This is a genomic window from Rubrivivax gelatinosus (genome assembly GCF_004340905.1).
In the GTDB taxonomy this organism is placed as follows: Bacteria; Pseudomonadota; Gammaproteobacteria; order Burkholderiales; family Burkholderiaceae_C; genus Rubrivivax; species Rubrivivax gelatinosus.
On record NZ_SLXD01000004.1, the window covers coordinates 1 to 20,228 of the forward strand.

General features: G+C 71.1%; 16 protein-coding genes. 6 read left to right on the forward strand and 10 right to left on the reverse strand.

The features are described 5' to 3' along the window. The 6 genes from pflA to EV684_RS24645 all read left to right on the forward strand — a co-directional run. A partial coding sequence (pflA, locus tag EV684_RS07285) for a pyruvate formate-lyase-activating protein (RefSeq protein WP_132645707.1) occupies positions 1 to 699 on the forward strand: 699 nt, incomplete at its 5' end. 91 nt (positions 700 to 790) lie between these two features. After that, the gene (locus EV684_RS07290) at positions 791 to 2,278 is read left to right on the forward strand and encodes a bifunctional enoyl-CoA hydratase/phosphate acetyltransferase (protein WP_132645709.1); all 1,488 of its coding nucleotides are present in this window, start codon (positions 791 to 793) and stop codon (positions 2,276 to 2,278) included. A 7-nt stretch (positions 2,279 to 2,285) separates the two neighbouring features. Next, positions 2,286 to 3,548, forward strand: coding sequence for an acetate/propionate family kinase (locus EV684_RS07295; protein WP_132645711.1), 1,263 nt, complete (start codon positions 2,286 to 2,288; stop codon positions 3,546 to 3,548). Beyond that, positions 3,515 to 4,450: a formate/nitrite transporter family protein gene (locus EV684_RS07300; protein ID WP_132645713.1), complete on the forward strand. Its 936-nt coding sequence runs from the start codon at positions 3,515 to 3,517 to the stop codon at positions 4,448 to 4,450. Before EV684_RS07295 ends, EV684_RS07300 begins: the two co-directional genes overlap by 34 nt. Positions 4,451 to 4,465: 15 nt before the next feature. Continuing rightward, a complete protein-coding gene (locus EV684_RS07305; protein WP_132645715.1) occupies positions 4,466 to 4,798 on the forward strand; it encodes a hypothetical protein in 333 nt (110 codons plus the stop codon). An 8-nt stretch (positions 4,799 to 4,806) separates the two neighbouring features. After that, complete coding sequence (locus EV684_RS24645; RefSeq protein WP_375138634.1) at positions 4,807 to 5,451, forward strand: YidB family protein; 645 nt, start codon at positions 4,807 to 4,809, stop codon at positions 5,449 to 5,451. Here EV684_RS24645 and btsR read toward each other — a convergent pair whose 3' ends face one another. From btsR to EV684_RS07360, 10 genes are all read right to left on the reverse strand, one after another. Further along, on the reverse strand, positions 5,452 to 6,165 hold the full coding sequence (gene btsR, locus EV684_RS07315) for a two-component system response regulator BtsR (protein ID WP_132645719.1): 714 nt from the start codon (positions 6,163 to 6,165) through the stop codon (positions 5,452 to 5,454). A gap of 14 nt (positions 6,166 to 6,179) precedes the next feature. Then, entirely contained in the window at positions 6,180 to 7,877 is a 1,698-nt protein-coding gene (locus tag EV684_RS07320; RefSeq protein WP_132645721.1) for a sensor histidine kinase, read from the reverse strand. Between the two features lie 153 nt (positions 7,878 to 8,030). Beyond that, positions 8,031 to 10,172 (reverse strand): putative bifunctional diguanylate cyclase/phosphodiesterase, encoded by a 2,142-nt coding sequence (locus EV684_RS07325; RefSeq protein WP_243651097.1) that lies wholly within the window; start codon positions 10,170 to 10,172, stop codon positions 8,031 to 8,033. Positions 10,173 to 10,353: 181 nt separating this feature from the next. After that, on the reverse strand, positions 10,354 to 12,108 hold the full coding sequence (locus EV684_RS07330; protein WP_132645723.1) for a methyl-accepting chemotaxis protein: 1,755 nt from the start codon (positions 12,106 to 12,108) through the stop codon (positions 10,354 to 10,356). Between the two features lie 268 nt (positions 12,109 to 12,376). Beyond that, entirely contained in the window at positions 12,377 to 14,137 is a 1,761-nt protein-coding gene (locus EV684_RS07335) for a methyl-accepting chemotaxis protein (protein WP_132645725.1), read from the reverse strand. A 14-nt stretch (positions 14,138 to 14,151) separates the two neighbouring features. Continuing rightward, entirely contained in the window at positions 14,152 to 15,864 is a 1,713-nt protein-coding gene (locus EV684_RS07340; RefSeq protein WP_132646291.1) for a methyl-accepting chemotaxis protein, read from the reverse strand. A 382-nt stretch (positions 15,865 to 16,246) separates the two neighbouring features. Then, positions 16,247 to 16,753, reverse strand: a complete 507-nt coding sequence (locus EV684_RS07345; protein WP_132645727.1) for a copper chaperone PCu(A)C — start codon at positions 16,751 to 16,753, stop codon at positions 16,247 to 16,249. After that, entirely contained in the window at positions 16,750 to 17,976 is a 1,227-nt protein-coding gene (locus EV684_RS07350) for a hypothetical protein (protein WP_132645729.1), read from the reverse strand. Before EV684_RS07350 ends, EV684_RS07345 begins: the two co-directional genes overlap by 4 nt. Beyond that, positions 17,951 to 19,132 carry a methanobactin export MATE transporter MbnM gene (locus EV684_RS07355; protein WP_132645731.1) on the reverse strand — a complete coding sequence of 394 codons (1,182 nt, stop codon included), beginning with the start codon at positions 19,130 to 19,132 and terminating at the stop codon, positions 17,951 to 17,953. Before EV684_RS07355 ends, EV684_RS07350 begins: the two co-directional genes overlap by 26 nt. After that, positions 19,129 to 20,055 carry an MbnP family copper-binding protein gene (locus EV684_RS07360; RefSeq protein WP_132645733.1) on the reverse strand — a complete coding sequence of 309 codons (927 nt, stop codon included), beginning with the start codon at positions 20,053 to 20,055 and terminating at the stop codon, positions 19,129 to 19,131. The genes EV684_RS07355 and EV684_RS07360 overlap by 4 nt, the downstream gene beginning before the upstream one ends. Positions 20,056 to 20,228: the final 173 nt, after the last annotated feature.

The following is a 20,228-nucleotide window of genomic DNA, read 5'->3' on the forward strand; positions in this document are numbered from 1 at the left end:
GAGACCTGCGGGACGGTGGATGGCCCGGGGATCCGCTACGTGCTGTTCCTCTCGGGCTGTCCGCTGCGCTGCGCGTACTGCCACAACCCCGACACTTGGCATCGTCACGACGGCACGCTCACCAGCGTCGCCGAGATCCTGACGGACATCGGCCGCTACCGCGGCTTCATCCAGGCCAAGGGGGGCGTGACGCTCAGCGGCGGCGAGCCGCTGACGCAGCCGCGCTTCGTCAAGGCGCTGCTGCGCGGCTGCAAGGCGATGGGCCTGCACACCGCGCTGGACACCTCGGGCTACCTGGGCGCCAAGGTCGACGACGAGATGATGGCCGACCTGGACCTGGTGCTGCTGGACATCAAGGCCTTCAGCGAGAAGAGCTACCACCGGCTGACCGGCGCCGAGCTCAAACCCACGCTGGACTTCGCGCGCCGGCTGGCCGCCGCGGCCAAGCCGATCATCCTGCGCTACGTGCTGGTGCCCGGCTGGACCGACCACGACAGCGAGATCCGCGCGCTGGCTGCCTTCGCCGCCCGGCTGGGCAACGTGCAGCGTGTGGATGTGCTGCCCTTCCACCAGATGGGCGAGCACAAGTGGCACGAGCGTGAGCTGAACTACCGCCTGGCCGGCGTGGCGCCGCCGTCCGAAGAGCTCGTCGAGCGCACGCGCTCGATGTTCCGCGAGGCCGGATTGCAGGTCACCTGAGCGCCCGCCGAACCCCGCCCCCGACCGAATCAAGACACCGGGCACGACCCCGGTCGGGCCTCCTGTTGCCCGCGAAACCGCACAGACCGCCATGCTGACCGAAACCCGCCCCACCGCCGCGCTGCACGACGGCGCCCGTTTCCAGGCCGCCGCCGCGACGCCGCGCCCTCCCGTGATCGACGCCGACGACGGCGTCAGCGAGAACCTGCCCTACGACGAGATCCTCGTCGGCCAGTCGGCCGCCCGCACGCGGGCGCTGACGATGGACGACGTGCGGCTGTTCGCCACGGTCTCCGAGAACCGCAACCCGGTGCATCTGGACCCGCGTTTCGCCGCCGGCAGCGGCCACGGCAAGGTCATCGCCCACGGCATGTGGACCGGCGCGCTGGTCTCGGGCCTGATCGGTTCGCGCCTGCCGGGCCCGGGCACGGTCTACCTCAGCCAGGACCTGCACTTCCTGCACCCGATCAGCGTCGGCGACCGCATCACCGCCACGGTGACGGTGGTCGAGAAACGCGACGCCGACCGTGTGGTCGTGCTCGATTGCGGCTGCGTCAACCAGGACGGCATCCTCGTGGCCGGCGGCATCGCCGAAGTCGTGGCGCCCGTGGCCAAGGTCCGGACCGCGCCGGTCGATCTGCCCGAGGTGCAGCTCATCGGCCACCACCAGCACGACGCGCTGCTGAAGAAGTGCGAGCGCCTGGCGCCGGTGCCCACCGCGGTGGCCTACCCCTGCAACGAACCCTCGTTGCGCGCTGCGGTCGACGCCGCCGAGGCCGGGCTGATCGAGCCGGTGCTGGTCGGGCCGGCGCGGCAGATGAAGGCCATCGCCGCCGAACACGGGCTGGACATCTCGGCCTGCCGCATCGTCGACGTCGAGTTCCCGAAGGACGCCGCCGAAGCCGCCGCGCGCCTGGCACGCGACGGCGAGGTGCAGGCGCTGATGAAGGGCTCGCTGCACACCGACGAGCTGATGGGCGCGGTGGTGCGCAAGGACAACGCGCTGCGCACCGCGGCGCGCATCAGCCACGTCTTCGTGATGCACGTGCCGACCTACGAACGCACGCTGCTGATCACCGACGCGGCGATCAACATCTCGCCGACGCTGGACGACAAGATGCACATCGTCCAGAACGCGATCCACCTCGCGCAGGCGCTGGGCGTGAAGACGCCCAAGGTGGCGATCCTGTCGGCGGTCGAGAACGTCAACCCGAAGATCCCGTCGACGCTGGAAGCGGCGGTGCTCTGCAAGATGGCCGACCGCGGCCAGATCACCGGCGGCGTGCTCGACGGCCCGCTGGCCTTCGACAACGCGATCTCGGCCGAGGCCGCACGCACCAAGGGCATCGTGTCGCCGGTGGCCGGGCAGGCCGACATCCTGCTCGTGCCCGACATGGTGGCGGGCAACATGCTCGCCAAGCAGCTCAGCTTCCTGGCCAACGCCGACGCCGCGGGCATCGTGCTGGGCGCCAAGGTGCCGGTGATCCTGACCAGCCGCGCCGACAGCCAGCGTTCGCGCCTGGCCTCGTGCGCCATTGCCGCGCTGCTGGCCCAGGCCCGGCGCGCCGCCGCCGAGTGAGGCCGCGATGAGCCGACACCAATCCTGCCTGGTGCTCAACGCGGGCTCGTCGAGCCTGAAGTTCGCGGTGCTGCGCCGCGACGAGGCCACCGAGGACCTGCATCAGGTGCTGAACGGCCAGATCGCCGGCATCGGCACCGACGCCCGCTTCGAGGCCCGGGACGCCAACCGGCGCGTCGTCGCCCAGCGCCGCTGGAGCGCCGAGGACTCGCAGCGCCGCCCGGCGCTGCTGGAGTACCTGCTGGCCTGGCTGGGCCAGGCGCTGCCCGAGGACCGCATCGTCGCCGCCGGCCACCGTGTCGTGCACGGCGGGCGCGGTTTCAGCCGCCCGGTGCGCGTGACGCCCGAGGTGCTCGCCGAACTGCAGGCCCTGGTGCCGCTGGCGCCGCTGCACCAGCCACACAACCTGGCGCCGATGCGCGCGCTGGCGGCCAGCCACCCCGAACTGCCGCAGGTCGCGTGTTTCGACACCGCCTTCCATGCCGAGCTGCCCTGGGTGGCGAGCACCTACGCGCTGCCACAGGAACTGAGCTACGAAGGCGTGCAGCGCTACGGCTTCCACGGCCTGTCCTACGAGTACGTCTCGCAACGGCTGGCGGCGCTGCGGCCCGAGCTGGCCAACGCGCGCGTCGTCGTCTGCCACCTGGGCAATGGCTCCAGCCTGGCGGCCGTGCACGCCGGCCGCGGCGTCGACACGACGATGGGTTTCACGGCGCTGGACGGCGTGCCGATGGGCACCCGCAGCGGCTCGCTGGACCCCGGCGTGCTGCTGTACCTGATGCGCGAGAAAGGCATGGGCGCCGACGCGCTGGAGGACCTGCTGTACCGGCGCTCGGGCCTGCTCGGCGTCTCGGGCGTGTCCAGCGACATGCGCGCGCTGGAGCAGTCCACCGACCCGGCGGCGCGCCGCGCGATCGAGCTGTTCTGCTTTCGTGTCGCCAAGGAGGTGGCGGCGATGGCCGGCTCGATGGGCGGCATCGACGCCCTCGTGTTCACCGCCGGCATCGGCGAGAACTCGCCCGGCGTGCGCGCCGAGGTCTGTTCGCGCCTGGGCTGGATGGGCCTGGCGATCGACGACTACGCCAACGGCCGCAGCGCGCTCGAGATCTCCGCCGACGACTCGGTCGTGCCGGTGTTCGTGCTGCCGACGAACGAGGAAAAGATGATCGCGCTGCATACGCTGGCCGTGCTGGCCGCAAGCGCGCCGAACGGCCGTGAGGCCGATGAAGGACAACCATGCTCGACCGCACGCACCCCCGCCACCTGCTGAACGGCGAGGAGCCGGCTGCCGCCTACGGCGCGGCCGCCCCGCGTTCGCTGTTCGATCCGCTGGCGCCCGACGCGGTGGCCTGCGCCGCCGAGGAGATGGGCGTCAAGAAGGCCAAGGCCGCGCCGGCCCAGCAGTTCGGCCTGGCCGTGCTCGGCGGCGCCTTCGTCGCGCTGGGCGCGATGTTCGCCACGATTGCCATCGCCGGCGCCGAGCACATGCTGCCCTGGGGCGTGATGCGCCTGCTGATGGGCGCGGCGTTCTCGATGGGGCTGATGCTGGTCGTCGTCGCCGGCGCGCAGCTCTTCACCAGCGACGCGCTGATGGTCATGGCCTGGGCCAGCGGCCGGCTGGACACGCGGCGCATGCTGCGGGTCTGGACCCTCGTCTGGTTCGGCAACCTGGTCGGTGCGCTCGGCACCGCGGTCATCGTCTTCCTCGGCGGCCAGTACGGCTTCGGTCACGGCGAGGTCGGCGCCAGCGCGCTGTACCTGGCCGCCAGCAAGGCCAGCCTGCCGCCGTTGAAGGCGTTTTCGCTGGCCATCCTGTGCAACGTGCTCGTGTGTCTCGCGACCTGGCTGTCGCTGGCCGCACGCAGCGTGACCGACAAGATCGTCGCGATGTTCCTGCCGATCACGGCCTTCGTCGCCGCCGGCTTCGAGCACTGCGTGGCCAACATGTACTTCGTGCCCTACGGCCTGATGGTCAAGTGGTTCGCGCCGGCGAGCTTCTGGGCCGAGCCCGCGGCGCAGGCCCGGGCGGCCGCCGAGATCCCGGTGGGCCAGTACCTGATCAACCTGGGCGTCGTGACGCTGGGCAACTGGGTCGGCGGCGCGCTGCTCGTCGCCGGCGCCTATTGGTGGCTGTTCCGGCGCGGCGCACGCGCCGCGGCCAAGACCGCCTGAACGGAGGAGGACGCGATGTCCGGATTCATCGACTACACCGCCACCGCGCGCGAGACCGAACGCGCGCTGCTGCGCGCCGGGCTGGCGCTGGGCCTGGACTGGGACGATGCCGTCGCGGTGCAGGCGCTGGCACGCGAAACGCTGGACCGCCGCCAGGGCCGACGCCGCGCCGCCGCGCGCGTGCCACACGGGCCCGAGCGCCAGCGGCTGAACCTGTGTGCGCTGGTCGTGCTGCGCCGGCGCATCGAGGTCGAGTACGACCATGCCGGAGCCTGCGTCGCCGGCCGGGCCTGGCAGGCGATGTCGCAGGCGCTGGACCGCGAACTCGAGGGTCGCCTCGTCGCCTGAGGTCCGGCGTGGCGCCGGCGAGACGCGCCGCCGGACTTTCCGGCGAGCGGTCGCAGATCGGCCCCGAGCGGTTCCCGGGCAGGCCCCGGCGGTATTTTCTCCGGGGTTTCTTCGGTGAATTTCGGGGGGCATCCGGCGGCCGCTTCGCGGGAGCCCTGGACAGTATCTCCGGGCTGGATTATGTTGGAACCAGAAGATTCTCCGGGGAGACCGGAGCGAAACCAGTCGAGGTTGTGATGTGCTGTGAATTCGAAGAAATGGCGATCGGTCTCGCGCGCAAGGCGCGGCGTTGTGGCGGCGAGAACAGCAAGCTCGTGCAGTCGCTGATGCGCCTGCTGCGCCAGCACGACGGCGGCCTCACGTCGCTGGCGGCACGTTTCGACGCCGAAGGCTGCGGCGAGGCGATGCGTGGCTGGATCACCCACGGCGCCGACAACACGATGGACGGCGCGACGATGCGCCGCGCGCTCGGCGAGCGCCTGTACGACAAGCTGGTGCGTCGCCTGGACCTGGACCCGGTCGACGCCGCCCAGGTGCTGGCCGAGATCGTGCCGATGGCCGTGAACCGCCTGACACCCGATGGCCGCATCGACGTGCAGCCGGTGCGCGCGGGCGTGCAGGGCTGGTTCGCGCGCGTCGTCGCCGCGGTCTGATCAGGCGAAGCCCAGCTTCTCCTTCAGTTCGCCGAGCAGCCGGCGGCTGACCGGCACGCGCCGGCCGCCGTGGGTGACGATCTCGGCGCCGCCGAGCTCCTGGAACACGATCTCGAGGATCTGCTCCGGGTTCACGAGGTACTGGCGGTGGCAGCGCAGCAGCGGCGTGCGCTCCTCCAGCGTGCGCAGCGTCAGCTCGGTGAAGTGCTCGACGCCGTCGGTCGTCACGAGGAAGACCCCGGTGCCGGTGGAGTTGGCGTACTCCACCTGCTCGACCTTGACCAGCTGCACGCGCTGGTGGCCGGGGCAGGGAATCTGGCGCAGCGGTGCTGCCAGCTTGGAGAGGTCGGCCGTCGGCGCGGCGTCGCGGCGCAGGCGCTGCAGCGTGACGTCCAGCCGCGCCGGGTCCACGGGCTTCAACAGGTAGTCGAAGGCGTCCTGCTCGAAGGCCTTCAGCGCGTACTCGCTGTACGCGGTGAGGAAGACCACGCGAGGCATCTCCTCGGGGTCGAGCATGCCCAGCAGTTCCAGGCCGCTGATCTGCGGCATGTTGATGTCGAGGAAGACGACGTCCGGGTGCAGGTGGTTGATCGCCGCCAGCGCCTCGACGGCGTTGGCGCACTGGCCGACGATGCTCACGTCGGCCACCCGGGACAGCAGGCGCGCGATCTCCTCGCGTGCCGGGGTTTCGTCGTCGACGATCAGGACGTTCATCACAGCCTCGCGGTTCAGGGCTCGCCGGTGGACAAGGGCATGCGCAGCGTCACGCGCGTCATGACCTCGGGCTCGCATTCGATGTCCATGCCGTAGCCGGCGCCGTAGCGGTTGGCGATGCGGCGGCGCACCAGGTTCACGCCCAGGCCGTCGTTGCCTTCGGCCGGCGGCTTGTACAGGCCGGCATTGTCCTCGACGCACAGCCGCAGGTCGTGGCCTTCCTGGCGCGCCGAGATCTTCACCCGGCCGATGCCCAGCAGCTGCGAGGTGCCGTGCTTGATCGCGTTCTCGACCACCGGCTGCAGCGAGAACGCCGGCAGGCGCACGTGCTGCAGCCGGTCGGGCACGTCGAACTCGACCTGCAGCCGGTCGCCGAAACGCGCCTGCTCGATCTCCAGGTAGGACGAGACGTGGGCCAGTTCCTCGATCAGGCGCGCGTCCTCGCTGGGGCGCTTGAGGTTGCTGCGGAAGAAGGTCGACAGGCTGAAGACCAGCGTGCAGGCGCGTTCCGGGTCGCGGCGGATCACCGCGATCAGCGTGTTCAGCGCGTTGAACAGGAAGTGCGGGTTGATCTGGGCCTGCAGCAGCTTGATCTCCGACTGCGCCAGCATCTCGCGCTGACGCAGGTAGCGCCCGGCGAGGATCTGGTTGGACAGCAGCCGGCCGATGCCTTCGCCGAGCGTGCGGTTGATGTTGGAGAACAGCCGGCTGCGCGGCTCGTAGAGCTTGATCGTGCCGATGACCTGGTTCTCCTCGTCGGTCAGCGGGATGATCAGGCACGAGGCCAGCGGGCAGCGGGCGTGGATCGAGCAGCGGTAGGGCACCTCGTTGCCGTCGGCGTAGACGACTTCGTTGCGCTCGATCGCCTGCTGCGTCAGCTTGGACTCGATCAGCGTGCCCGGCAGGTGGTGGTCGGCGCCGATGCCGGTGAAGGCGACGAGCTGGCGGGTGTCGGTCATCGCCACCGCGCCGACGCCGGTCTCCTCCTGGATGACCTTGACGACGCGGGTCGCACGCGCCGATCCGTCGGGGTCGAAACCTTCGCGCAGCAGGCCCTCGACGCGCGCGGCGATCGCCAGCGCCTTGGTCGAGAAGACGGTCGACTGGCGTTCGTAGAGCTTGCGCCGGTCGACGAGGATGCGCATGAACATGCCCGCGCCCAGCGTGTTGGCCACGCCCATCGGGATCGCGATCTGCTCGACCAGGTGCCAGTTCGCCGGTGCCTTGAGCATCAGCAGCAGGATCGCCATCTCGACGACGATCGACGCCAGCGTCACCAGCGCCACCGGCACCGGGCGGAAGACGGTGGCGGCCTTGCCGCGGCGGATCATGTAGAGGTGGTAGCCGCCGCCGATCAGGCCGCCGACGACGGTGGCGATGGCGCAGGGCAGGGCGGAGCTGCCGCCCAGCGAATAGCGGTGCAGGCCGCCGGTCAGGCCCACCGCCAGGCCGACCACCGGGCCGCCGAGCACGCCGCCGAGCACCGAGCCGATGGCGCGCGTGTGCGCGATCGAGTCGTCGATGTGCAGCCCGAGGTAGGTGCCCATGATGCAGAACAGCGAGCAGACGACGTAGCAGGCCGTGCGCTGCGGCAGCCGGATCGTCACGTGCATCAGCGGAATGAATATCCGGGTGCCCGCCAGGAGATAGGCCACGACGAGGTAGACGCAGGTTTGCTGCAGTAGCGTGAGGCTTAGCGCAATGGAATTCATGAAAATCGGCCCCAACGACCGAAAACCGCCTGCGATGCAGCGTGACAACCGTCAGTTTGGCAGTCGCCGGGTATTCCGGCAACCGCTTCCAGATATCTCGCGGAGAAACACTGCGGTGTTCCCCGGGAAGCGTGCCGCGGGCTGCGTCCGGCGTCAGCCCACGGGGCCGGCCGAGGCACCACGAATCAGCGCCTCGAGGTCCGCCGCCGGCATCGGCCGGCCGTACAGCCAGCCCTGCGCCGACTCGCAGCCGGCCTCGAGCAGCAGCTCGCGCTGCGTCGGCGTCTCGACGCCTTCGGCGACGGTGTGCATGCGCAGCGTGCGCGCGAGGTTGACGATCGCGGCGACGACGCTGTTCTCGCTGGCGCCGGGCGCCAGGCGCGAGACCAGCGAGCGGTCGATCTTCAGCGTGCCGGCCTGGAACAGGCTCAGGTGCGAGAACGAGGTGTAGCCCGAGCCGAAGTCGTCCAGCGCGATGCGCAGCCCCATCGCACGCAGCCGTGCGATCTGGCGCGCCGAGCCTTCGGGGTCGTCCCAGGCCATGGTCTCGGTGAGCTCGATCTCCAGCCAGGCCGGGTCGACGCGGTGGCGCTGCAGCAGCTCGGCGACGAGGTCGGCCAGCCCGGCCTGGCGCAGCTGCACGGCCGACAGGTTGACCGCCATGCGCAGCGGCCGCAGCCCGGCGTCCAGCCACGCACGCTGCTGACGCAGCGCGGTGTCCAGCACCCAGCGGCCGATGACCGCGATCTGGCCGCTGCTCTCGGCCAGCGGCACGAACTCGGCCGGGCCGATCCAGCCCAGCTCGGCGTGGTTCCAGCGCAGCAGCGCCTCGACGCCGACGACGTGGCCGTCGGCCGCCGAACACTGCGGCTGGTAGTGCAGCTGCATCTCGTGGCGTTCGAGCGCGCGGCGCAGCGCGTTCTCCACCCGCAGCGTGCGCGCCATCTGGGCCTGCATCTCGGCGGTGTAGAAGCTGAACGTGGCGCGGCCGGACATCTTGGCGCGGTACATCGCCGCGTCGGCGAAGGCGAACAGCGTGTCGTAGTCGGCCGCGTCGGTGGGGAAGATCGCGACGCCGATCGACGGCGTCACGGTCAGCTCGTGGCCCTCCAGCTGCAGCGGCTCCTGCACGATCTGCAGCAGCTTGTGCGCGACGTGGGTGGCGCCGGCCGCGTCGGTGCCGGGCAGCACCAGCACGAACTCGTCGCCGCCGACGCGCGCCAGCGTGTCCTGGTCGCGCAGCACCGGGCGCATGCGCTGCGCCAGCGCGACGAGCAGGCGGTCGCCGACCGGGTGGCCCAGCGTGTCGTTGACGTTCTTGAAGTGGTCCAGGTCGAGGAACATCAGCGCGACCGTCTCGCCGTGGCGCACCGCGATCTGCAGCGCCTGGGCGGCGCGCTGCTGCAGCAGCGCGCGGTTGGGCAGGCCCGTCAGCGGGTCGTAGTACGCCAGGCGGCGCACGTTCTCCTCGGCATGCTTGCGCGCGGTGATGTCGCTGAACGAGGCGACGTAGTTCTGCGTCTGCCCGGCCTCGTCGACGACGCGGCCGACGGACAGCCACTCCGGATACACCGTGCCGTCCTTGCGCCGGTTCCAGATCTCGCCTTCCCAGCGCCCGCGTGTCTGCAGCTCCTGCCAGAAGCGGCGGTAGAAGTCGTCGTCGTGCAGCCCGGACTTCAGCAGCCTCGGGTTCTGGCCGATGACCTCGTGCTCGGCGTAGCCGGTGATGCGCGTGAAGGCGTTGTTGACGGCGACGAAGCGGCCGCCGAGGTCGGCGATCGCCAGCGCCTCGTTGCTCTGCTCGAACACGCGTGCGGCCAGCGACAGCTTGTTCATCGCGTCGCGGCGCGCCGTCACGTCACGCTGCACGCCGACGAACTGCGTCAGCGTGCCGTCGTCGCCGCACACCGGGACGATCTTCAGCTCGTTCCAGAAGGGCGTGCCGTCCTTGCGGTAGTTCAGCAGTTCGGCACGGAAGGGCTCGCCGCGGTCCAGTGCCGCGCGCATCGCCTGCACCGTCTCGGCCGAGGTGCCGGGGCCCTGCAGCAGCGCGCACGACGAGCCGATCATTTCCTCGGCCGTGTAGCCGGTGAGCTCGACGAACGCGGCGTTGACGTAGGTGATGCGCCGGTTGGCGTCGGTGATCAGCACACCCTGCGAGATCGCGTCGAGCGCGCTCTGGTGCAGCTTGAGCAGGCGCAGCACGGCGTCGTGCACGGCATGGAACTCGGCGTCCCCGCCTGCGGGGTGGCCGGTCTCGTCCATGCCCGGGCGGGCCGGGTGGGGGGTGCGCACCGGGGCGGTCTTTCGATTCGTGGGTCCGCCGGCCTGACGAAGACAGTCCGGGAGAACCCCGATTCTGGCCCCGTCGGCGCGGGTCACGGCGCCGGAATCGATGAAGTCGTGAGTTGCTGCCGCGATTGATTCGATTCACGGGACGTCCGGCGCCTGGCGGCGCCGGACATCGGGCCGCGGCTCAGAAGCTGGTCCAGTCGTCCTCGCCTGCGGGCGCGGCCACGCGTGCCGCATTCGGGCGTGCCGGGGCGACCGGGGCGGCCGGCGCGGTGGCCGTGGTCGACGCGGGGGCGGTCTGGCGTGTGGCCGCTGCCGCGGGGCGCGGCGCGGTCGGGCGCGGCGCGTGCAGCTTCGCCGCCGCCGGGGCGGCCGCCGCCGGCGTCGTCGCGGCGCCGCCTTGCGCGAGCTTGAAGACGCCGACGAGTTCGGTCAGGCGCGCGGCCTGCACCCGCAGGCTCTCGGCGGCGGCGGCACTTTCTTCCACCAGCGCGGCGTTCTGCTGCGTGACCTGGTCGAGCTGGCCGACGGCGTCACCGACCTGGCCGATGCCCGAGGACTGCTCGACGGTGGCGTTGGTGATCTCGCCGATGAGCTGGCTGACCCGCTGCACCTGCGAGACGATGTGCGTCATCGACTCGCCGGCCTCGTCGACCTGGCGCGTGCCGATCTCGACCTTCTCGACGCTGGCGCCGATCAGACTCTTGATCTCCTTGGCCGCTTCGGCCGAACGGCTGGCCAGCGTGCGCACCTCGCCGGCGACGACGGCGAAGCCGCGGCCCTGCTCGCCCGCGCGGGCGGCTTCCACCGCCGCGTTGAGCGCCAGGATGTTGGTCTGGAAGGCGATGCCGTCGATGGTGCCGATGATCTCGGCGATCTTGCGCGACGACTGGGCGATGTCCTGCATCGTCGTGACGACGGTGCCGACGAGGGCACCGCCCTGCGAGGCGGCGTCGGCAGCGGCACCGGCCATGCGGTTGGCTTCACGGGCGGTTTCGGCGTTCTGCTTGACGGTGCTGGAGAGCTGCTCCATCGAAGCCGCGGTTTCCTGCAGGTTGCTCGCCTGTTCCTCGGTTCGCTGGCTCAGGTCGGCGTTGCCGGTGGCGATCTGCGAGGAGCCGGTGGCGATGCTGTCGCTGCTGGCGCGCACCTGCGCGACGATGCGGCTCAGGCTCTGCTGCATCGCGGCCAGCGACTCGAGCACGCTGTTCCTGGGCGCGTGCTCCGCGCCGGCCACCGGGCTCAGGTCGCCTTCGGCGACACGCTGGGCGATGCGGCCCAGCTCACCCGGCTCGGCCCCGAGCGCGGCCTTCAGGTTGCGTACCACCAGCCAGGTGGCGGCGGCGCCGATGGCGGCCATCAGCAGTGCCAGGACGGCGAAGACCATCGAGTCGAAGCCGGCCTTGGCCACCGCGCTCGCGCCCAGTTCCCTGGCCAGTTGCTGCTGCATGTGCATGGAGTCGTCGACGGCCTTGAAGACGATGCGCTGCTTCTGCAGCGACTCGCCCATCAGCAGCACGGCGGCGGCCTGCGCCTCGCCCTTGTCGTCCAGCGCCAGCGCCTCGTCGATGAGGCGGTTGTAGTCGGGGCGCGTGTCGTTGATCGTCTTCAGCAGGGCCCGGCCCTCGGGCATGACGATGATCTTGTCGAGTTCCCCGAGCAGGCGGCCGTTCTCGGCGCGCATCTCGGCGATCTTCTTGCGTTCGGCGGCTTCGATGGCCGGATCGGCGACGATGACGATGTTGCGCGCATAGCGCGCGATCGCGTTCATGTTGTCCTTGACCGCGGAGAACTTCTCCACCTTGCTCATGCGGTCGGACGCGAGCGTGTCGATGTCGGACGACAGGCCCCGCAGTTGCAGGGCCGAGTAGAGCGCCGTCGCGACGCCGAGCGTGGCGACGGCGGCAAAGCCGATGATCAAGCGGGTGGCAACCCTCATTTCAGATTTCTGGGCCATCGCGGACTCCTGATGCGACGTGGTCGGGCGCGTGGCGCCCTGATGGAACAAGTCAGTTCTAGCAAGCGAGATCGGCTTGTTTCCATACACGCTATAGGGAGTCTTTCGGTGCCACGTGACGCGCTTCACGGGTGCTGAACTTCGTCGCGGAGCCGCCGGGGCCGTGGCAGCGCGCAGCCATGTCCAGGTGTTTGGCCGGCCATGGGCGCGCGCGCCTGCGAACCGGCGCCGGGCGCCGGAGCGTCGTCTGTCAGAAGCTGGTCCAGTCGTCCTCGCCTGCGGGCGCGGCCACGCGTGCCGCATTCGGGCGTGCCGGGGCGGCCGGGGCGGCCGGGGCGGTGGCCGTGGTCGACGCGGGGGCGGTCTGGCGTGCGGCCGGTGCCACGGTGCGTGGCGCGGTCGGGCGCGGCGTGGGCAGCTTTGCCGCGGCCGGCGCCGTCGCGGCGCCGCCCTGCGCGAGCTTGAAGACGCCGACGAGTTCGGTCAGGCGCGCGGCCTGCACCCGCAGGCTCTCGGCGGCGGCGGCACTTTCTTCCACCAGCGCGGCGTTCTGCTGCGTGACCTGGTCGAGCTGGCCGACGGCGTCACCGACCTGGCCGATGCCAGAGGACTGCTCGACGGTGGCGTTGGTGATCTCGCCGATCAGCTGGCTGACCCGCTGCACCTGCGAGACGATGTGCGTCATCGACTCGCCGGCCTCGTCGACCTGGCGCGTGCCGACCTCGACCTTCTCGACACTGGCGCCAATCAGGCTCTTGATCTCCTTGGCCGCTTCGGCCGAACGGCTGGCCAGCGTGCGCACCTCGCCGGCGACGACGGCGAAGCCGCGGCCCTGCTCGCCGGCACGGGCGGCTTCCACCGCCGCGTTGAGCGCCAGGATGTTGGTCTGGAAGGCGATGCCGTCGATGGTGCCGATGATCTCGGCGATCTTGCGCGACGACTGGGCGATGTCCTGCATCGTCGTGACGACGGTGCCGACGAGGGCACCGCCCTGCGAGGCGGCGTCGGCGGCGGCGCCGGCCATGCGGTTGGCCTCCTTGGCGGTCTCGGCGTTCTGCTTGACGGTGCTGGAGAGCTGCTCCATCGAGGCGGCGGTCTGCTGCAGGTTGCTCGCCTGTTCCTCGGTGCGCTGGCTCAGGTCGGCGTTGCCGGTGGCGATCTCCGACGAACCGGTGGCGATGCTGTCACTGCTGGCGCGCACCTGGCCGACGATGCGGCACAGGTTGTCGTTCATCTGGCCCAGCGAGCGCATCAGGTCGGCCATCTCGTCGCGGCCCTCGGCTTCGATGCGGCGGCTGAGGTCACCCTCGGCGACCGCAGCGGCCAGGTCGACGGCACGGCGCACCGGGGCGACGATGGAGCGGGTGATCAGCACCGCGGCGCCGATGCCCAGCGCCAAGGCCGTGACGACCATCGCGATCAGCACCATCCGGGCCTGCGAGTAGGTGGCGGCCGAGTTGTCAGCCTGCGCCTCGGACAGCTTGACGTTGTAGTCCCACCATTGGCCGACGGCCGAGAGCGCAGCCTCGTACGCCGCGGTGGATTCGCCGGAGTACGCCGCCGCCGCCTTCGCGGCCATCGATGCGTCGGCCGACATCTGGCGCGACATCGGTTGCAGCGTCTGCCAGGTGGCGAAGTAGGCACCGATGGTCTTGCGTGTCTGGGCGAGCAGTTCGCGGTCCTTGTCGTCAGACGTCAGCGACTTCTCGTAGAGGTCGAGCTTGTCGTGGACGATCTTCTGGCGCTCGGTGATCAGCTTTTCGAGCCGGTCCATGTCGCTCGTGCGATCCGACAGGATGTGCTGGGCCTCGAAGCGCCGCGAGTCGCCGAGTGCGACCGACAGTTCGCGCTGCGCCTCGTACGAGGGCACGAGGTTCTCGGCGTAGTAGGTCGAGTTGTCCGCCAGCTTGGACATCTGGAACGCGGCCACAGCGGCCATGACGCCCAGCAGCGCGAGCAGGAGGCCGAAGGCGAGCGCCAGGCGCTGGCCGATCTTGAGGTAGCTGAGCATGGTGATGAAGGCTCTCAGAAGCTGGTCCAGTCGTCGGCCCCGGCGGGGGTCGACACACGTTCGGCCGGAGTGCCGGAGACCGGCGCGGCCTTGCGGCGGGCGGCCACCGGCGGCACGGTCGGCTGGGTGCGCGCCGGCGCGGCCGGGCGTGCCGCGGCGGTCGTGGCGGTCGCGGTGGGGGGCGCGCCGGCGTCGGTCTTGAAGACGCCGACGAGCTCGGTCAGGCGGGCGGCCTGCAGGCGCAGGCTCTCGGCCGCGGCGGCGCTCTCCTCGACGAGCGCGGCGTTCTGCTGGGTGACCTGGTCGAGCTGGCCGACGGCGTCGCCGACCTGGCTGATGCCCGAGGACTGCTCGACGGTGGCGTTGGTGATCTCGCCGATCAACTGGCTGACACGCTGGACCTGCGAGACGATGGCGGTCATCGACTCGCCGGTCTCGTCGACCTGGCGGGCGCCGATCTCGACCTTCTCGACGCTGGCGCCGATCAGGCTCTTGATCTCCTTGGCCGCTTCGGCCGAGCGGCTGGCGAGGTTGCGCACCTCGCTGGCGACGACGGCGAAGCCGCGGCCCTGTTCACCGGCACGCGCGGCTTCGACGGCGGCGTTGAGCGCCAGGATGTTGGTCTGGAAGGCGATGCCGTCGATGGTGCCGATGATCTCGGCGATGCGCTTGGAGGAGTGGCTGATCTCCTGCATCGTGTTGACGACGGTGCCGACCATCTCGCCGCCGCGCGCGGCGGCCGCGGCGGCCGAGGAGGCCATGCGGTTGGCTTCCTGGGCGGTCTCGGCGTTCTGCTTGACGGTGCTGGAGAGCTGCTCCATCGAGGCGGCGGTCTGCTGCAGGTTGCTGGCCTGTTCCTCGGTGCGCTGGCTCAGGTCGGCGTTGCCGGTGGCGATCTGCGAGGAGCCGGTGGCGATGCTGTCGCTGCTGGCACGCACCTGGCCGACGATGCGCGTCAGGCTCTGCTGCATCGCGGCCAGCGACTCGAGCACGCTGCTCCGGGGCGCGCTGTCCGCGCCGTCGACCGGGCTCAGGTCGCCTTCGGCGACACGCTGGGCGATCAGCCCCAGATCGGCCGGCTCGGCACCCAATGCGGCCTTCAGGTTGCGCACCATCAGCCAGGTCACCACCGCGCCGGCCGCCGCCATCAGCAGCGCCAGGCCGGCCATCAGCATGCCGCTGGTGCTCGCCGAGGCGAGGGCGTTCTTCGCCAGCGTTTCGGCTTTGGTCTGCTGCAGATCGATCGACTCGTCGACGGCCTTGAAGACGATGTTCTGCTTCTCCCGCGCGACGTTCATCAGCAGATCGCCGGCGGCCTGCGCGTCGCCCTTGGCGTCCAGCGCCAGCGCATCGTCGACGAGACGGTTGTACTCGGGGCGCGTGTCGTTGATCGTCTTCAACAGCGCCCGGCCTTCGGGCAGCACGACGGACTTGTCCAGTTCGCCCAGCAGCTTGCCGTTCTCGGCGCGCAGGTCCGCGATCTTCTTGCGTTCGCCGTCTTCGAAGGCCTTGTCCTCGGTGATGACGATGTTGCGCGCATAGCGCGCGATGGCGTTCAGGTTGTCCTTGACGCGCGAGAACTTCTGAACCTTCACCATGCGGTCGTTGGCAACTTCGTCGATGTCGTGGGACATCGTTCTCATCTCGACCGTGCCGACCACCGCGGCGGTGACGCCGAGGGTGGTGACGACTGCGAAGCCGATGATCAGCCGCGTGGCGACTTTCATGTTGGACGTGGTGGCGCGCACGGGACCTCCGGGGGGCGTTGGGGGCTCGGCGCACGGTGATAGGCGCCGTCATATCTGCACAAATGATCGGCGTGGCGTCCTCATGATTGAGGGTGGTGGGCGCCGACCAAGGGTTAACCTCCACATGACGAGAGGCTTATTCGCCAACTCGGACACGCCGAAGCCTGCTCTTTCCGCCTCGTGGAGTCATCTGCTGCAGCGTCCTCCTGCGTGAACGGGCGTCGTCCCGCACACGGGGTTGCGCTCCGTTCTCGCCGACGGACTGCCGCTGTCAGCAAATGCGTCAGATATTAGAAATGAGTTATTTGTTCAGTGTGCGACGCTGGCCGTGAAGGTCGTCACGGCCTCCCGATCGGCGTGATCAGTGCTCGTGTCCGCCGGCGCTCTTGCGCGGGCGTTGCACCCACACCGTGACCTCGACCGTGCCCGCGTGCTCGAAACGCAGCGTCAGCGGGAAACGCTCTCCGTCGCGCAGCGGCGCCGACAGGCCGAACAGCATCAGGTGGGCGCCGGCTTCGCCGTGGCGCAGCCGGACGCTGGCGCCGGCCGGCAGCTCCAGCGCCTCGATGGCGCGCATGCGCATCACGTTGCCGTCCATCGTGCTCAGGTGGACCTCCACGCGTTCGGCGCGCGGCGTCGAAGCGCCGAGCAGGCGGTCGGCCTGGCGCCCGCGGTTCTCGATCTTGCGGAAGTAGACCGCTCCGGTGGCCAGCCCTGCGGGTGTCGGCGTGGCGTACGGGTGGTCGATGGCGAGTTCGCCGGCGCGTGTGCCGTGCGCCCGCGCGCTGCCGGCGCAGGCGGCGGCCAGCAGCAGGCCGAAACGGCGGCGCGTCAGGCGCGAACGGTCGGCGGTGTCGTGGGCATTCACGGCCTGATCTCCTTCAGGTCGGGTTCGCTCCAGATCAGGCGCAGCGCGAGCTGCGACAGGTGTTCGCCGGCCCCCCACTCGCGCCCGGTCTCCAGCGCCAGCGTCAGGCCCGGACGCCAGGTCCAGAGCGCCGCGGCGGTGGCGCGGTGGCGGCTGTCGGCCGCGTCGAACCCGGCGGCGCGCGCCAGCGACACGGTGCCGACGCCGTCCAGCTTCTGGCGCGGCACCAGCCGCTCCAGGCGGCCGGCCAGCGTCCAGGCCGGCGCCGCGCGCCAGGCGGCGTCGACCCAGCCGCCGGTCACGCGCGAGCGCAGCCCGGCGCTGCCGTCGGTGGCGTAGAGCTCGCCGCGCTCGCGGCGCAGCATCCCGGCGGCGGCCAGCGTCCAGTCGCCCGCGTCGTTCTGCCACTGCAGGCTGGCGGCCAGCACGTCGGCCGTGCCGTCGAAACACACGCGCTGCTGCAGGCTGGCGCGGCAGTCCAGCGTGCCGTGCGTGTGCGCCGGCGCGCCGACGGTGGCGGCTGCCGAGCCGCGTGCGTCGGGCTGGAAACGTGCCGCGCTCAGCTGCGCGTCGACGTGGCCCCAGCCCAGGTGCAGGCGCAGCGACGGCACCGCCGGGCCGTGTTCGGCGCCGGGGAAAACGCGGCCGCGCCACAGCCCGGCCTCGACGCCGCGCAGCCCGTCGGCCAGCGGGTCGCGCCAGGCGAGCGAGGCGCCGTCGTCGATCCACTCGTCGTCGAACACGGCGCGTTTGGCCAGCGGCGTCTGGATGAAGCGGTCGTAGTGGCCGGCGCCGTCGATCACGCCACCCAGGCGCACCGTGTCGCGGCCGAGCTGCAGCGCGTACTCGCCGCCGTGGCCGGCCCAGCGCAGGTGCAGCCCGGCGGCCTCGACGTGGGCGCCGTCGCCGTCGTGCCAGCCGACGGCCGCGGCGGCGCCGAAGTGGGGCGTGAAGCGGGCCGCGGCGTCCAGCGTCGCGTGTTCCAGTGTCAGGCCGCCGCGCTGATCCTCGGGCGGGCTGCCGCGCTGCAGCACGCCGGGCAGCGTGGCGGCGGGCCAGCGGCGGCCGGCGTCGGCGGCGAAGACGGCTGCGGCGGCGCCGACGCGCCAGCCCGGGTCTTCGGGCAGCGGGTCGGCACCCGCCTCGTGGGCCTGGGCGGCACCGGCCAGCAGGGCGGCGGCCAGGGCGCACAGCGCGTCAGTGCGTGGTGAACGGGTCGGCATGGTTCGGGTCGGTGAGGAAGTCGTGGTCGGTCAGCGTCTTCAGGAAGGCGACGATGTCGGCCTGTTCCTGCGCGTCGAGTTCGATGCGGCTGACCAGCGGGTCCTTGTAGGGGTTGGCGCGCCCGTCGCCGGCGTAGGGGCCCGAGGCGATGTGGCGCCCGCCGGCGGCGTAGGTGGCGACGACCTCGGCCAGCGTCGCGATGCTGCCGTCGTGCATGTAGGGCGCCGTGACCTCGACGTTGCGCAGGCTGGGCGCGCGGAAGGCGCCCATGTCGGCGGCCTTGGCGGTGAGTTCGAAGACGCCGCGGTTGTCTTCCGGATAGGCGCCGGTGCCGCCCAGGTTGTAGAGGCCGGTGTTGTGGAACGGCGTCTCCACGACGCGGCTGCGCGCGTGCACGATCTGGTCGTTGAAGTTGAAGCTGCCGTGGCAGTGGAAACACTCGGCCTTCTCGCCGAAGAACAGCTTCATGCCGCGCTGTTCGGCCTCGGACAGCGCGGCCTGGCCGGCCAGCCACTGGTCGTAGCGGCTGCGGCCCGAGATCAGCGTGCGCTCGAAGGCGGCGATCGCCTTGATGACGTTGGCCCAGCTGACGGGTTCGGCCTCGCCGGCGAAGACCGCGGCAAAACGCGCCGGGTAGCCGGCAATGCCGCTGTCCGCGCGCAGGCGCTGCAGCACCGCGGCCTTGTTGGCGTCGTTGACGCCCATCTCGACCGGACGCTCGCCGAACAGCGGCGTCTCCATCTGCCGCTCCAGCGTCACCAGCGACGGGTTGGCCCAGGTCAGCGTCGCGTTGTAGACGACGTTGGACAGCGGCTGCGCCGCACGCGGGTGGGCCTCGCCGGTGGAGCCGACGGCGGTGGCGCGGCCGTCGGTGAAGGCCAGCGCCTGCAGGTGGCAGCTGCCGCAGGACTGCTCGCCGTTGCCCGACAGACGCGGGTCGTAGAACAGGAAGCGGCCGAGCTCGACCTTGGCCGCCGACATCGGGTTGTCGGCCGGCACCTTGGGCTCGGGGAAGTGGGCCGGCAGCGTCCAGGTCCACGCGGCGCTGCCGCCGGTCTCCTCGTTGAGCGTCGTGCCGCCGCCGCCGCAGGCCGCGACGGCGGCCAGCACGGCGGCGGCGGCGCCCGCCGCGATGACGGGGGCGCCGCGCTTCACTTGGCCACCGCCCGGAACAGCGTCTGCGCCGCGCCGCCGTCGACCGGCAGCCCGCTGCCGCTGCCGTCGGCCTTCCAGGCTATGGCCAGCGCCTCGAACACCGCGGCGCACTCGGGGTCGGTGCCGCCGGACATGCAGCCCGGGGCGCCGGCCTGGTTGCGCGTGATGTCGTTGCCGGCCAGCAGCGCACGCAGGTCGACGGCGATCTTCTGCGTCGCCGGGTCGAAGGCGGCGAGCGCGAAGTCCATGCGGTTGGCGGCGACGCAGGAGACGGTCTCGCCGTTGGCCGGGTTGCCGCTGCAGCCGGTCGAGCCCAGATGCACGTAGAAGCTGTGCGCCGTCCAGTCGCCTTCGGCGCCATCGGGGTCGACGACCTCGATCTTGGCGAACTTGCGCCCCGACTGCCAGCTCCAGGCCATGGCCTGCACGTCCAGCGGCGCCGGGGCCGAGGCGTAGTCGGTGTGGTTCAGCGCGAACGGCACGCCCATCGTCATCTTGACGCCGACGTAGTCGCCCGCGGGTACCGTGCCGGTGAGCGTGGCGTGGGTTTCGGCGGTGCCGGCGCTGCAGCCGCCGCTGCCGTCCTCGAGGTCGATCAGCGTCACGGCGTTGCCGCCGGCGCTGTAGTTCCAGTCGTCGTTGGCCGGCAGGGTGAGCGCGACTTCGCTGCCGTTGGCCTTCACCAGCTTCACGTTGGAGACGTAGAAGCGGAAGTCCTGCACCTTGGCGTCGACGGCGCCGCTGCCCAGGCCGCTGACGGTGCTGCCGCAGCCGATCGGCGTGCTGCCGGCGACGGCGGCGAACTCGATCGTGACGGTCCTGGGCGTGTCGTCGCCGTCGCTGCCGCCGCCACCGCCGCAGGCGGCGAGCGTGGCGAGGGCGGCCAGGGGCAGGGCGGAAAGAATGAAGCCTTGTCGGGTCATGGGAATCTCGTGTTCGGAGGGCGGCACCACGTGTCGCGGGGCCGCATGCGGGCTCGGGAGGCGGCGGACGCGGACGGCTGCCGCAGGCCCCGCGCGTGTCGCGCTGGCCTCGGGCTTGTCCGATGGGTCCGGGGGCGGTCAGTCCGCCGCGATGAAACGGCGCCGGCCGGCGC

What these genes read in the sequence shown, in the direction of transcription:
- EV684_RS07290 (WP_132645709.1), top strand. Translation starts at nt 791, where the DNA reads ATGCTGACCGAAACCCGCCCCACCGCCGCGCTGCACGACGGCGCCCGT.
- EV684_RS07295 (WP_132645711.1), top strand. Translation starts at nt 2,286, where the DNA reads ATGAGCCGACACCAATCCTGCCTGGTGCTCAACGCGGGCTCGTCGAGC.
- EV684_RS07300 (WP_132645713.1), top strand. Translation starts at nt 3,515, where the DNA reads ATGCTCGACCGCACGCACCCCCGCCACCTGCTGAACGGCGAGGAGCCG.
- EV684_RS07305 (WP_132645715.1), top strand. Translation starts at nt 4,466, where the DNA reads ATGTCCGGATTCATCGACTACACCGCCACCGCGCGCGAGACCGAACGC.
- btsR (WP_132645719.1), bottom strand. Translation starts at nt 6,165, where the DNA reads ATGAACGTCCTGATCGTCGACGACGAAACCCCGGCACGCGAGGAGATC.
- EV684_RS07320 (WP_132645721.1), bottom strand. Translation starts at nt 7,877, where the DNA reads ATGAATTCCATTGCGCTAAGCCTCACGCTACTGCAGCAAACCTGCGTC.
- EV684_RS07330 (WP_132645723.1), bottom strand. Translation starts at nt 12,108, where the DNA reads ATGAGGGTTGCCACCCGCTTGATCATCGGCTTTGCCGCCGTCGCCACG.
- EV684_RS07335 (WP_132645725.1), bottom strand. Translation starts at nt 14,137, where the DNA reads ATGCTCAGCTACCTCAAGATCGGCCAGCGCCTGGCGCTCGCCTTCGGC.
- EV684_RS07340 (WP_132646291.1), bottom strand. Translation starts at nt 15,864, where the DNA reads ATGAAAGTCGCCACGCGGCTGATCATCGGCTTCGCAGTCGTCACCACC.
- EV684_RS07350 (WP_132645729.1), bottom strand. Translation starts at nt 17,976, where the DNA reads ATGCCGACCCGTTCACCACGCACTGACGCGCTGTGCGCCCTGGCCGCC.
- EV684_RS07360 (WP_132645733.1), bottom strand. Translation starts at nt 20,055, where the DNA reads ATGACCCGACAAGGCTTCATTCTTTCCGCCCTGCCCCTGGCCGCCCTC.